This window comes from Rhizobium lusitanum, assembly GCF_014189535.1.
GTDB lineage: Bacteria > Pseudomonadota > Alphaproteobacteria > Rhizobiales > Rhizobiaceae > Rhizobium > Rhizobium lusitanum_C.
Window position 1 is genome coordinate 1 of the sequence record NZ_CP050304.1, and the last position, 12,361, is coordinate 12,361.

The following is a 12,361-nucleotide window of genomic DNA, read 5'->3' on the forward strand; positions in this document are numbered from 1 at the left end:
GGGCCGCCTTAGAGCGAGTGCTCTGCCTAGATTTGAACGCCGTTAGCACCCGACAACGCGCAAATACCGACTAAAGATTCCGGCATCGTAAACTTAACGGCAACGAGGACAGACCATGACGCCGGCCGAGTTCGTCGGTCATGCTCGGGCGATTTTCGCCCACAGGTTCATCGCCGCTGAACGCAATTCGCGATGATGGCCGGAGGAGATGTCGTGGCGGGGGATGTGGAACAGGTTGGCGATAGGATCGTGGATGGAGACGAAACGCTGAAGATGTCGCCTCGACTTGAAGCGTTTCATAATCCGCTCTCGCCGCCGGATCGGCTGATGGGAATTCTCCGCCCGATTGTTCAAGCCCTTGTGCGAGCGATGCTCGACACCCGGCATGATCTCTCGCTTTGCGGAGTCGTAGGATCGAAGCTTGTCGGTGATCATCACCCGCGGCGATCGTCCCTGGCCCTTCAAGAGCTTGCGCATCAGACGCTTGGCCGCCTTGGCATTGCGGCGGCTTTGCACAAGAACCTCCAGGACGAAACCGTTCTGATCCACAGCGCGCCAGAGCCAGTGCTTCTTGCCACGGATCAAAACGACGGCCTCAACGAGATGCCACTTGTCGCCGAGCCGACCGGATGAGCGGCTGCGGATCTCGTTGGCGAAGGCACGTCCGAATTTCTCCGCCCAAAGCCGGACCGTTTGATGCGAGACAACGACCCCACGGGCAGCCAGCAAGTCCTCGACCATTCGCAGGCTGAGCGGAAACCGAAAATAGAGCCATACGGCGTGGGCGATGATCTCGGCGGGAAAGCGATGGCGGCGATATAGTGGATCAGGGCGTGTCATAGCCTGTCATCGCACATCGAGTTCCACATTCCATTAAGTTGACGATGCCGATCGGCATCTCCGACGAAACAGGGCAGTTTGGTCATGCCGATCCCCTGCCTTGCCGCAGCGATCTGCGCGTCGGCGTCCGGCGTCCTGAACGGAACCCCTGTGGCGCGAAACTCCCCTTTGTCGACCCAGTCCGGAACAGCCTGACCGCCGATGACGATGGGCCGGATTGGATCCGGCGCACCCGCACGCCACGCGGCCAGTCTATCGCGGGACATATAAACACCCGCGAGCAGATCCGGACCTTTCAGGCCATGAAGATTGAGCGGCAGGGTCTTGCGATCGGAGACCATCCGGATCACCACATCCGCCTCCCGGTTGGTCAGATTCACGACCTCGCCGGTCGATACGATCTCCATCTCGATGTCCGGATGCAGACGCGCAAAATCTGCGAGATCCGGCATGAGCAGGTGTGTCGCAAGGAACGGTGGCAGCGTCACCCGCAGAAGCCCGCGTACGCTCTGATCGCGCCCGAAGACGCGCGTCTCCAGTTGGTGCGACGAGGCTTCCATCTGGTTCGCGAACTCGAGAACCTCCTCGCCCGCAGCCGTCAGGCGGTAGCCCGAAGGCAGCTTTTCGAACATCTGCGCTGCGAGCCGCTCCTCGAGTTGAGCGACACGTCGCAGCACGGTCGAGTGGTTCACTCCGAGACGCTGCGCGGCAGCTCGTACTGAGCCGCCGCGCGCGACGGCGAGAAAATAGCGAACGTCATCCCAGTCGATCATGGTGCAATCCGGCACCACGGGGTGCGCCTCCAAAGCCCTAACTCATCGTACAGCAGTTCGGGCGGTCATGGTAACACAGGTCGACGGGCGCGTCCCAATTCCGAACGGCGGAACCTTATCGTCTCGCTTGGCGTTGCAGCCCTACTGGATCGATTTCGCACCACCGATGTGCGCACCTCCTCACTCAACGCCTGACCTCGGCGGACCCATATTGTGGGTCTCGGGGGCGTCCCCTCAATACCAAGGCGAAAGCCTGGAAGGATCCATGACATGACCAGACTGAATGGAAAGACCGCCGTCATCACGGGCGGCGCCACCGGCATCGGCCGCGCCGCAGCAAAGCGCTTCATCGAGGAGGGCGCCTTCGTCTTTATCTATGGCCGCCGGCAGCAGGCGCTCGACGCCGCTGTGGTCGAACTAGGACCCAACGCGCGCGCGGTGAAGGGCTCGGTCTCGGATGAGGCTGACCTTGATCGCCTCTATGCGGCGGTGAAGGCCGAGCGCGGAACGCTCGACATCGTCTTCGCCAATGCTGGGGCAGGAAGCCCGCTTCCTCTCGGCCAGATCACCGCCAAGCACATCGACGACACTTTCGACACCAACGTGAAGGGCACGATCTTCACGGTCCAGAAGGCGCTATCACTGATGGGCCCGGGCGGTTCGATCATCCTGACGGGATCGAGCGCCGGGACCACCGGCGCCCCGGCATTCACTGCCTACAGCGCCAGCAAGGCAGCCGTGCGCAATTTCGCACGGACCTGGGCGGAGGATCTGAAGGGTACCGGTATCCGGGTCAACGTGCTGTCGCCCGGCGCGACGGCGACCGAACTTGCGAAGGAAGCACTCGGTGAGGAGGGCCAGAAGGCCTACGGCGCAATGACGCCGCTCCAGCGCATGGCCGATCCGGCGGAGATCGCGGCCGCGGCCGCTTTTCTAGCGTCTGACGACAGCAGCTTCATGACCGCCAGCGAGGTCGCCGTCGACGGCGGGCTAGCCCAACTCTGACCCGGCGCGATCCCGCGCCTGGGCAACACAACGAAGGATAGAAAATCATGAAAAAACTTGAAGGCAAAGTCGCAGTCATCACGGGCGGAAGCAGCGGGATCGGCTTAGCCACAGCCAAGCGTTTCGTGGAGGAGGGTGCGCACGTCGTGATCATCGGGCGACGCGAGAAAGTCTTACAAGAGGCCGCGGCCCTTATCGGGAGAAACGTGACAACAGTCGTGGGCGACGTCTCGCGCCTGGAAGATCTGGACCGGCTCTATGACGTGGTGAAAGAAAAACACGGTCACATCGACATTCTCTTCGCAAACGCGGGCGCAGGGACAATCGCGCCGCTCGCGGCAGCGACTGAGGCCCATTTTGACCAGACCTTCGATGTGAACGTGAAGGGGTTGTTTTTTACGGTGCAGAAGGCTCTTCCCCTCTTCAAAGACGGCGGTTCTATCATTTTGAACTCTTCGGTCTCGAATGTGATGGGGCTGCCAGCGTTCAGCGCCTACGCAGCAAGCAAGGCGGCTGTTCGCAGCTTCTCACGGTCCTGGACCCAGGAGCTGAAGGATCGCAATATCCGCGTCAATACGATGAGCCCCGGCGCGATCGAGACTCCCGCCCTCGCGACAACGACCGGCCTCACCGCTGAGCAAGCCGAGGAGGCGGTCGCCCAGTTTGCGTCACAGATCCCAATGGGTCGCAGGGGCAAGCCAGAGGAAATCGCGGCTGCGCTCACGTTCCTCGCCTCCGATGAAAGCTCCTACATCACCGGTATAGACCTCGCCGTCGATGGCGGTTGGGCGCAGGTCTGAACCGGCATAAACACAGGATCGGAGAAGCATTATGAGCTACGCAATTATTGGCTTCGGCAAGATCGGCCACGCTCTTGCCAAGGCGTTTGCCCGCAAGGGCATTGAAGTGACCGTTGCTACCACGCGTGACCCGGAAAGTTTTGCAGCCGACGCGGCCGCGATCGGGCCCAAGGTCATTGCCAAAACGCTGGCGGAAGCTGTCAAGGCGGACGTCATCTTCTTGGCAGTCCGGTTCGAGGCACACGCCGATGTCGCAAAGGCGCTTCCCACCTGGCAGGGGAAGACGATCGTCGATGTCACCAACGCCTACGGCGTTCCCCGGAGGAGCTGGGAGGACAGCCGTCTTCCAAATTCGTCGCGCAAGCCTTCCGTCGTGCAAGGCTGGTCAAGGGTTTCAACCACTTGGGCGCTGCCGTTCTTGCCCAAGATCCAGCCCTGCATGGTGGCAGACGAGTCGTGTTCCTGGCGAGCGACGATGACGACGCCGCAGCGCAAATTGGTACACTCGCAGAAAATCTCGGTTTCGCGCCGATCAAGCTTGGCGGGCTGTCGGAAGGAGGGTTGCTGGTCCAGGCGCGCGGAAAGAGCTGGGGTCATCTGATCTTCAAGGATCTGGTCAAGTTCGACGGATAAAACGACAGCCCCACCGACAGGACCACGATGTACGGACCGGATCGAGCGCGATCCGATCCCAGCGAAATGGAGACATTCCCATGAGTATTGAAAAAAACATCCAGATCGTGAAGGACTTCTTCGCCGCGATAGGCCGCGGCGACAGACAGGCTCTGTTGGCGCTGGTTGCCGAAGACATCAAGTGGATCGTTCCGGGCGAGGACTGGCCGCTGGCCGGCACCTACCGGGGGCACGCGGGACTGGCAGATTTGCTGGACACGGCATCCAGGTCGATGGAAACCTCCACGGAACCCCAGGAGTTTGTCGCACAAGGAGACCGGGTTCTCGTCGTCGGCTTCGCCAGGGGGAAGGTCAAAGCAACGAACAAGCCGTTCGAGGACGACTGGATCTTCGCCATCACGGTCCGGGACGGCAGACTGACCAGAATCCAGGAATACATCGACACGCAAGCGTTGGCACGCGCCGCGCAGATGGACGCGTCCGGGGCCGTATAGCGCAGGCCTTCTGCAACCATCGGCTTTCGCCGAAGGTGAATGAGCCGCGGATCGCCGTCTCGCGTGCCGCGCGCTCGTCGAATACCCAACCGTAAAGGAGATTTCGATGTACGACCAATCCAAACTATCCGAGTTGATCCGGTTCGCACGCATTGATGCGGGTACCACCGTCATCGACGTTTATCCAGGCGACGGCGACTGGACGCGCTTGTTCTCCGACGTCGTTGGACCCGAAGGTCGAGTCACCAGCTTCGTGCCGGCCGAAGTCGCGCACTTCAAGAACGATCCGGTCGGCCTCATGCGAACGCTCGCGCAAGAGCCAGGCCGGGAAAACGTCGAAGCCGTCTCAGCGGACCTCGTGGCAATGCCGGAGATCACGCGGCCAGCGGATGTCCTGTGGCTGCACCTGTTCTACCACGATCTCCACACCGCGCTGATGCAGGCCAGGGGCGCGACGGCGGGCGACTTCAATCGAGCTGTCTACGAGCGGCTGAAGCCCGGTGGGTTCTACGTCATCGTCGATCACGCCGCCGCCGCCGGAGCCGGCACAGGTGATGCCCAGTCATTGCATCGCATCGACCCTGCCTCCGTGCGCGAGGAGGTGGAGGCTGCCGGCTTCGTACTGGATGCGGAAAGCACCCTGCTCGCGAACAGGAACGATCCACACGCGATCAAGGTCTTCGATCCCTTGATCAAGGGTGAGACCGATCGCTTCGCATACTGCTAGTTCACAGGGGACATCGGACATGTACACATTGAAGCCTGGTATAAAGAAAGACCCTGTTCGGCGTTGGGCTTTGCCTGACCGCATCTTCTTCGGAAATGGCGCGTGTGCCATTCTCGCCGGAGTGTTTTTGAAGGAGGCACCCCTTCCCGGATTTTATGCCGAGCGTATTATCCCTGGTGAAGGCTTTGCAGGAAACCATATCTTCGTAACTGACGGCGTCGTCGCCTTTGACTACCACGGCTACACACTGCGGAACCGACTGCTGACCTACCACACAAATGGTTGGGCGAACCGATCTGCAGAGGGATGGAATTGTTGTCTCGAAAGGGTCGGCTTTGATCTGCTCGACAGGCGCGATCTCAATGACAACAAGATGATTGGGCCAGATCAATATCTTCATGACCCGATAGCCCGTGCCAGGACGTATCTTCACCGGGTGAACCATGCTGATGCGAGCGCCCGCGCACGCGCCAAATTCGGCTCAGCGATTTAAGCAACAAAGCTGGATTTTTGGGCCGCGCTACATGGCGCTGAGTGTTGCGAAATCTGCAAAGCAACAATGCAACAAACCTGGTCAAATGACGGTTGCAACACCTCGTCCGCAACGAACTCCGCTGAGAGCCCTGACGATGGGGGAGTTTTATCCACTCACTCACCCAGCTTCATGGCCGAAACCGCACTCTTTGGAACTCAGAGACCACATTAAGGTTCGATCATGAATAACTCAATTGGACTACCAAACCCAAGCGCTTCGTATTGAGTTTGCATTAAGATGTAACCCGGATAATCTGCGGACAGACCAAGGATCCGGCCCCACGCTTATTTACAGCCCGTCTTATGTCACAGCGTCGAATTCGCTGGCTTCAAGCTCCATTCGAGAAAGATTATATGACTGTGCTGATCGCTCCGCGAGCAGCCAATCCCGGAAAATACTGATTTTGGGCTCCTGCACCACACCCAGGGGTGTGACCAAGTAGTAAGCTCCGAAACCGTGAAGAGCATAAGAAGACGGGCATATCAAACGTCCTCCAGCAATTGCATCATCCACAAGAGGTTCGCTGACAAGTGCTACTCCATCGCCACCTATGGCGGCCTGCACCGCCAGATAAGCGTGATCGAAATAAAGACCCTGTGTTGGACAGCCTGATTGAAGTGCGTTCTGAGCAATAAACCACTCAGGCCAACCTGGCTTCGAACCATCGTGGATCAGCGTTTGTTTCTCCAACTTGAAATCGGCTCTGCTTCTACCATTCAATAATTTTGGACTGCATACCATGAGTCGACGATCGTCGAAGAGTAGTTCAGCGGTTGTGCCCGGCCAATGACCTGTTCCGTAACGAATGGCCAGGTCGAAATCTTCTTTTTGAAATCTACAAACCGCGGGGCTGTCGATACCTTGACATCGAGCCACTCATGCATCTCCCGAAATCGCGGCAGCCTCGGTACCAACCAATTGGTTGCGAAGGAATGCATGGTCGAGAGAGACAGCGTTTCCCTGGCCGTCCCAGTCGTGAGTTGACGGGTTGTCGCCGAAACGCGATCGAATGCGTTCGTGACGCTGTTGAAATAGGCCGCACCAGCCTCTGTCAGTTTGAGCGGCCGGCTACTACGAACGAACAGCGGTATCTTCAGCCACTCCTCCAGCAAACGGATTTGGTGGCTGATCGCAGAGGTGGTGACGTTCAATTCTTCCGCGGCATTGCTGAAATTGCGGTATCGAGCAGCTGCCTCGAAGGCCCTCAGTGCGCTCAAAGATGGAAGAATTCGCTTGTGCGTCGCCTCAACCAATATTGAATCCAATTCAATGTCTCATTGAGCGTTATTACCTTTTGTATACCGCACTTTTGAACGAAAATGACATCGAATTAATGACAGCACAGGGCCGGCTCAGACCACAAGCACGCGGGTGGATGCAAATAATGAAATATCCATCCAAGCGTAACATCACTATTTGACGGAATTACCTCAAAGGCACCCCGATGAAAATTCATGTCTACGGAAAGCCGCAAACCATAGGACCGGAGCTGGATGATTACTTCCGGCCCGATCGCAGTGTTGTAATCTCCATTGATATGCACCTTAGCCATCTGGGCGATTCCGATGACTGCCCCTCACCTGCTCCAAGGGCTGCAGAAATCATAGAGCCCATTAATCAGTTTCATGCGCACGCGCGGGCATTAAACATTCCAATCATCCACGTTCGAACCGTCCTTAGACGAAAGGGTGTCGATGATGTAAACGGCATCAGCGCTTCGTGGCGTCGGACATGGCCTTTTTATGCTGGCGAAAATCCACACAGCGCCAATCATGCCGTCGAAGGTTCGAAATGGGTCGAATTCGTCACGAATGTGGACCCCGATGACCTTATCATCAACACAAAAAAGCGCCTGTCGATCTTCTATCCCACTGATCTGGATTTCCTTTTGCGGAACTTGCGAAAGGAAATCGTCGTTCTGAATGGCGGCTTCACGGATTGCTGCGTTTTGAACGCCGCATTTGATGCCAGCAACCACAACTATCGCGTCTTAGTTGCGAAGGATTTGGTGAAGGGTACGAACGACGAACTGGAAGGTGCGGCACTTACAATGATCTCGCTCAATCTCGGTCTCGTTGTCGATTCTTCCGATCTGCTGGAAAAATGGCACGGCGAAGGTGTTGATAGTTCTGCTAACCTCGAGAAGAGCGGTCTATGAAAAGCGCAATGACCTTCCCTGTCGAATGTCGCTACAACGTCGTCGGCGGGCAGCAGAATCCTGAGCAAGAGTATCGTGGCACTGTCGCGTTTTCACCTGATGGTGAAGCATGGCGGATAAGATGGGAACTGGAGACCAGTACCCAGAGACCAAAAATATTCCACGGAACTGGGTTTCCGGTGGGTGACGATTTCTATGCCAGTCGATACGAATTTGCGTCGGTTCCGGATGACGACGATTACCCCGGTGTTGTCGTCTACGACGTTCAAAATTTTGGCCGGTTGCCTGCGCAGTGGTATCATCCCACACTAAATGGAAAGAAAGGCGTTGGCCTATCAACGGACGGGCCCAGCGACACCCTGCCGGGCATTTACCGTGCGGAGTATCGATCCACATTGGAAGAGTTCGATCCTCTCCTGAAAGAAATTTTCGCGAGAAACGCACATCTTGAATTCGATTGGCGTAACTCTGAGGGCAGCATCTATATAGGCGTCGGCGAGAGGATTGGTGACCGTCTGGCTGCGGCATGGTCCAAGCCGAGGCAGAGTTTGGAAATGCTTCGCTACCCTCTTCTTCGTGAAGGGACGGCTGCAACGGCGGGCGCCTGGATGAAGTATGGCGCGCCTGTTCGCGGCCACGAGAGACTGACGGTGGCAGACTAGCAGGGTCGTCTCATCGCTCTCCACCTTGACGTGATGTCTTACGCTTGGGTTCGCGCTTAACACTCCTTCATCTCAGTTTTGCTGGCTCGCAGAAAGCTGAAATCAAGCTTTTGTGGAATACGGGTCTATGAACAAGTGGTACTTCTCCTATCCAATCATGGCGATCATAATTTGGACTGGGAGCCCAATCGCCGCAAAACTTTCAGTCAATACCGTTGATCCGGTTCATATTGCCTTCCTGCGGTGGCTCATTGCGTTCCTAATACTGACACCGTTCGTCTTGCCCTCGTTCTTGGCCGAACGGAGAAAAATCTATCCCAACCTCCCGCGCCTGGCCGTGCTGGGACTTCTCGGCATGGTCATCTATCAGTCCCTGGCGTACTTTGCCGCACCTTTCACCACAGCGACAAATATCGGTCTTTTGAACGCAACTATTCCGATATTTTCGATTATCGTCGAGACGGCAATTTTCCGGCGGTCGCCTTCACTGAAGGCTATCCTCGGATGCGTGATCGCTTTCTGCGGTGTTATCGTCTTGGTGTCGCGCGGGAACCTTTCCGGTTTGTATGGTCTTCATATCAATTTCGGCGATTTTCTAATCTTGCTGTCATGTCTTTCCTACGCAACATATAGTGTTCTGATAGGCAAGACCGCTCGCGATATCTCACCTTGGCACTCTCTGTATGCTCAGATCGGATTTGCAGTTGGCTTCCTGCTCCCCGGCTTCATGATGTCTGATGCGCTTCATCTCAATTTGAAAGGCGCATACATCATCCTTTATGTCGGTATACCTGCATCAATTCTGGCGCCATACTTCTGGATGCAGGGGGTCCGTCATCTCGGTTCATCCAGAACGAGCGCGTTCCTCAACGTTGTCCCGATAACGACCCTTCTGGCTGCAGTCGTCCTTCTTGGAGAGCCCTTGGCAGCGTTTCAGATCATTGGCGGTCTTCTCGCTCTCGCGGGTGTGATCCTTTCTCAATTGTAAGAGCGGACGGTACCATCGATTCCGTCTTCACTGTCGGAATGGTTCAAAAGCAGCGATGTGGTTGCTTGTATGAATTTAATTCAATTCATTGTTGAAAATTGCTGCCACGACTTCCCGTTTGAAACGGCTATCCTCCTCTCAATTGACTGGCAGGAGGACGAGTTTACTCGGTCCGAGATTGATCTCTGCAAACGACAGGAGCCGCAGCGATGACTTCACGTGAGCGCCAGTATGCATACGAAAAGGAAAACCAAATCAAAGCCGATTTCGACGACGTATACAACCGTGCGATGCCGGCAGCCTATTATCGGCGAATGAGAGACGTTTCCTATTCTATTCCAGAGCATGCCGTACCGTTTTTTGTCTCTCTCTTGGATAGGCGTAAACACTTGGGTCGCAACCGAGGCCCTTCCCGGGTCCTTGATATCGGCTGCTCATATGGGGTTCTTGCAGCCCTCTTGAAATATCAATTGTCGTTGGATTCTCTATACAGCCACTACGGCTCATATGACCATCAGTTGCTGTCGCGAGACCAGGCCCTCGATGTCGATCGGCGGTTCTTCCGAAACCAATTGCCACGACGAAACGTTCAGATGATCGGACTTGATAAAGCGGCCCAGGCTATTGAATATGCCACGCAGGCAGGTCTTCTGGATCAGGGCATTAGCTGTGACTACGAGGTGGTGAACGATCCCACGATGATGCCATCGATCGCTCCCGTCGACCTGATCATATCAACGGGTTGCGTGGGATATGTCGGACAAAAGACCTTCTCGAACCTTCTGTCGTCAGTCGGCGGCCCTCTCCCATGGGTGGCTTGCTTCGTTTTAAGAATGTTCGACTACACCCCGATATCGAAAACCCTGGAGGGATTCGGCTACCGGACAACACGTCTCGACGGCGTTAGCGTCAAGCAACGCCGCTTCGCCTCAGACGAGGAGAAGAATAACACGATTCGTCGCGTTCAGGCCTTGGGACAGAACCCCGCGGGCTGGGAAGACACCGGCTTTTTATACGCCGATCTCTTTGTTTCAATTCCCTCCGCCGAGGTTCTCGATGTTTCAGTGCCTCAGATTGCTGGGCTTGCTGCATCTGCTGCTTGATAGCGTCAATTGGGAGACGAGAAGATGCTTGATGATTCATCCGTAATCTTAAAAATGGACCGAGATGAAATAATAGGTTCACCCAGTTTCCATCAGATATCGAATCTTGGCGTTGTCCAATTCGAACACAGATATGATGCAGGCTTACTGAACTTCATCCTGCAGCGCGCGCTCAACCTCAAGGAAGAGTATGCCGAAAAAAAGCAGTTAAATCTGAAATATATTCGAGCAGCGCATCTGCTTATTCCGGAAATCCTTGAACTTGTCCATTTGCCAAGCCGGCTTGCGCGACTGAGCAGCCTTGCGGGTACGAGGATCGAACCTTACCCTCTGTCTGTCATTTCGACCATTGTCACCTTCTCTGGTCCAGAGAAATCGGATGGAGCGATAAGATGGCACGCTGATGGTGTGCCGGCAACGGAGCTCGTGCCATTGGCAATGGATCAGCTCGAAGGCGGCGAACTGGAATTGTACAAAGGTCCTTCGGAAGTCGGACTGGCCATGCAATCTCAAGGTTTGTCGATTCCATCGAGTAACATTGCCAAAGTCTCACATCGTTTAGGATACAGCGTTCTTGGCCAACTGATGCGGCTCATGCATCGCGTGAGCCCAATATCCAAAGGCTCGCGGATAACGCTAAACATGAACATTCGTTCTGCAGATCGTCCGTATGTCGATGACAACAGCATGTGTTATCTTGCTGCAGATAATCCCGACTTCGCGTGGACAGAAGCCTATATCGCAGATGTGCGTGGAAGACAGTTACCGGCGTACCTCGAACGTCAGTCACGGTAGGGACTGATGCTCCAACCCTCCGAAAATGAAACCGACTTTATGTTCTTGCCGACAGTGCCGGCAGACTTTGCAAAGAGCTCGGCACATATCGGCTTCGTTATTCTCGCCACCGACAGGGGCATCGAAAATGAGCTCCGTCACATCGTGCCGGATGGCGTTTCATTCCACACTTCGCGTGCCCCGCCCTATTCGGAGGTCAGTTCGTCAGAATCGTTGGCTGACATTCGCCGCGCGGCGTCTTTGATGCTTTCCAAGGAACCACTAGAGGCCATTGCGTATGCCTGTTCGTCAGGGAGCTTCATTCTGGATGAGAGGTTGCTAATTGGCGCGTTGAATTTCGAGCGGCCTGATGTGCTGGCGGTGACCGTGAAACAAGCCGTCATAGCCGCGATTGGGAATAATCATGTCAGCAAGATCTCTTTGCTGACGCCCTACGACAGAGGTCTTACCGCTTTGATTATCGCAAGTTTGAGAGCGTCAGGTATCACGACCGTGAAAGCTGGATTTCTGGAGCTGAAATCGGATGATGAGATCGCGTCTCTTTCACCACGGCGTATTTTGGAAAGCGCTTTGGCTCTGGACTGTCCTCAGAGTGAAGCCATCGTCATATTGTGTAATGCACTCCAGACATGGAGCGTCGTTCCTGAAATTGCGCACAAGGTTGGAAAACCAGTCATCGGGGGCACACAGTCGTTGGTCGAAATGTGCATCAGGTTTGTGCGGCGTAAAGAGAGCCTGTTGATTTCCACGCGGAGCTGAGCCGGGTGGAAATCAACAGGCAACACCAAGAGCGCTTGATGAAGGAAGTTTTTTCCTGATAGGCTTAGGCGCTACATGCGCTGGGCCTT

At 55.8% G+C, this 12,361-nt stretch carries 14 protein-coding genes and 2 pseudogenes; 12 read left to right on the forward strand and 4 right to left on the reverse strand.

The window, feature by feature from the left end; all coding sequences use genetic code 11:
* Nucleotides 1–138: 138 nt before the first annotated feature.
* Nucleotides 139–840, reverse strand: coding sequence for an IS6 family transposase (locus HB780_RS00005; RefSeq protein ID WP_183686120.1), 702 nt, complete (start codon nt 838–840; stop codon nt 139–141).
* 50 nt (nt 841–890) lie between these two features.
* Nucleotides 891–1,613 (reverse strand): annotated as a pseudogene (locus HB780_RS00010) (LysR family transcriptional regulator); the annotation flags it as partial.
* Between the two features lie 270 nt (nt 1,614–1,883).
* Between HB780_RS00010 and HB780_RS00015 the strand changes: the two are divergent.
* From HB780_RS00015 to HB780_RS00040, 6 genes and pseudogenes are all read left to right on the forward strand, one after another.
* Entirely contained in the window at nt 1,884–2,618 is a 735-nt protein-coding gene (locus HB780_RS00015) for an SDR family NAD(P)-dependent oxidoreductase (RefSeq protein ID WP_183686122.1), read from the forward strand.
* A gap of 47 nt (nt 2,619–2,665) precedes the next feature.
* Nucleotides 2,666–3,418 carry an SDR family NAD(P)-dependent oxidoreductase gene (locus tag HB780_RS00020; protein WP_183686124.1) on the forward strand — a complete coding sequence of 251 codons (753 nt, stop codon included), beginning with the start codon at nt 2,666–2,668 and terminating at the stop codon, nt 3,416–3,418.
* 31 nt (nt 3,419–3,449) lie between these two features.
* Nucleotides 3,450–4,051: pseudogene (locus HB780_RS00025) on the forward strand (NADPH-dependent F420 reductase).
* Nucleotides 4,052–4,131: 80 nt separating this feature from the next.
* Nucleotides 4,132–4,545: a nuclear transport factor 2 family protein gene (locus tag HB780_RS00030; RefSeq protein ID WP_183686126.1), complete on the forward strand. Its 414-nt coding sequence runs from the start codon at nt 4,132–4,134 to the stop codon at nt 4,543–4,545.
* Nucleotides 4,546–4,651: 106 nt separating this feature from the next.
* On the forward strand, nt 4,652–5,272 hold the full coding sequence (locus HB780_RS00035; RefSeq protein ID WP_183686128.1) for a class I SAM-dependent methyltransferase: 621 nt from the start codon (nt 4,652–4,654) through the stop codon (nt 5,270–5,272).
* 19 nt (nt 5,273–5,291) lie between these two features.
* A complete protein-coding gene (locus tag HB780_RS00040; RefSeq protein ID WP_183686130.1) occupies nt 5,292–5,765 on the forward strand; it encodes a hypothetical protein in 474 nt (157 codons plus the stop codon).
* Nucleotides 5,766–6,107: 342 nt separating this feature from the next.
* Here the strand turns inward: HB780_RS00040 and HB780_RS00045 are convergent, their stop codons facing one another.
* Both HB780_RS00045 and HB780_RS00050 read right to left on the reverse strand, forming a co-directional pair.
* Complete coding sequence (locus HB780_RS00045) at nt 6,108–6,620, reverse strand: LysR substrate-binding domain-containing protein (RefSeq protein ID WP_286202839.1); 513 nt, start codon at nt 6,618–6,620, stop codon at nt 6,108–6,110.
* Complete coding sequence (locus tag HB780_RS00050; protein WP_183686132.1) at nt 6,524–7,060, reverse strand: LysR family transcriptional regulator; 537 nt, start codon at nt 7,058–7,060, stop codon at nt 6,524–6,526. Before HB780_RS00050 ends, HB780_RS00045 begins: the two co-directional genes overlap by 97 nt.
* A gap of 191 nt (nt 7,061–7,251) precedes the next feature.
* On the opposite strand from HB780_RS00050, the gene HB780_RS00055 reads away from it, so the two are divergent.
* From HB780_RS00055 to HB780_RS00080, 6 genes are all read left to right on the forward strand, one after another.
* Nucleotides 7,252–7,965 (forward strand): cysteine hydrolase family protein, encoded by a 714-nt coding sequence (locus HB780_RS00055; protein ID WP_183686134.1) that lies wholly within the window; start codon nt 7,252–7,254, stop codon nt 7,963–7,965.
* Nucleotides 7,962–8,627 carry a hypothetical protein gene (locus HB780_RS00060; protein ID WP_183686136.1) on the forward strand — a complete coding sequence of 222 codons (666 nt, stop codon included), beginning with the start codon at nt 7,962–7,964 and terminating at the stop codon, nt 8,625–8,627. The genes HB780_RS00055 and HB780_RS00060 overlap by 4 nt, the downstream gene beginning before the upstream one ends.
* Before the next feature lie 127 nt (nt 8,628–8,754).
* Nucleotides 8,755–9,615: a DMT family transporter gene (locus HB780_RS00065; RefSeq protein ID WP_183686138.1), complete on the forward strand. Its 861-nt coding sequence runs from the start codon at nt 8,755–8,757 to the stop codon at nt 9,613–9,615.
* A gap of 209 nt (nt 9,616–9,824) precedes the next feature.
* Entirely contained in the window at nt 9,825–10,718 is an 894-nt protein-coding gene (locus tag HB780_RS00070) for a class I SAM-dependent methyltransferase (RefSeq protein WP_183686140.1), read from the forward strand.
* A 24-nt stretch (nt 10,719–10,742) separates the two neighbouring features.
* Entirely contained in the window at nt 10,743–11,513 is a 771-nt protein-coding gene (locus HB780_RS00075) for a hypothetical protein (protein WP_183686142.1), read from the forward strand.
* 6 nt (nt 11,514–11,519) lie between these two features.
* Nucleotides 11,520–12,272 (forward strand): maleate cis-trans isomerase family protein, encoded by a 753-nt coding sequence (locus HB780_RS00080; protein WP_183686144.1) that lies wholly within the window; start codon nt 11,520–11,522, stop codon nt 12,270–12,272.
* The last annotated feature ends 89 nt before the right edge of the window (nt 12,273–12,361 follow it).

Excerpts from the sequence above, each read along its gene's own strand:
- HB780_RS00030 (WP_183686126.1), top strand. The coding sequence starts at position 4,132 with ATGAGTATTGAAAAAAACATCCAGATCGTGAAGGACTTCTTCGCCGCG.
- HB780_RS00060 (WP_183686136.1), top strand. The coding sequence starts at position 7,962 with ATGAAAAGCGCAATGACCTTCCCTGTCGAATGTCGCTACAACGTCGTC.
- HB780_RS00015 (WP_183686122.1), top strand. The coding sequence starts at position 1,884 with ATGACCAGACTGAATGGAAAGACCGCCGTCATCACGGGCGGCGCCACC.
- HB780_RS00080 (WP_183686144.1), top strand. The coding sequence starts at position 11,520 with ATGCTCCAACCCTCCGAAAATGAAACCGACTTTATGTTCTTGCCGACA.
- HB780_RS00070 (WP_183686140.1), top strand. The coding sequence starts at position 9,825 with ATGACTTCACGTGAGCGCCAGTATGCATACGAAAAGGAAAACCAAATC.
- HB780_RS00055 (WP_183686134.1), top strand. The coding sequence starts at position 7,252 with ATGAAAATTCATGTCTACGGAAAGCCGCAAACCATAGGACCGGAGCTG.
- HB780_RS00075 (WP_183686142.1), top strand. The coding sequence starts at position 10,743 with ATGCTTGATGATTCATCCGTAATCTTAAAAATGGACCGAGATGAAATA.
- HB780_RS00040 (WP_183686130.1), top strand. The coding sequence starts at position 5,292 with ATGTACACATTGAAGCCTGGTATAAAGAAAGACCCTGTTCGGCGTTGG.
- HB780_RS00020 (WP_183686124.1), top strand. The coding sequence starts at position 2,666 with ATGAAAAAACTTGAAGGCAAAGTCGCAGTCATCACGGGCGGAAGCAGC.
- HB780_RS00065 (WP_183686138.1), top strand. The coding sequence starts at position 8,755 with ATGAACAAGTGGTACTTCTCCTATCCAATCATGGCGATCATAATTTGG.
- HB780_RS00035 (WP_183686128.1), top strand. The coding sequence starts at position 4,652 with ATGTACGACCAATCCAAACTATCCGAGTTGATCCGGTTCGCACGCATT.
- HB780_RS00005 (WP_183686120.1), bottom strand. The coding sequence starts at position 840 with ATGACACGCCCTGATCCACTATATCGCCGCCATCGCTTTCCCGCCGAG.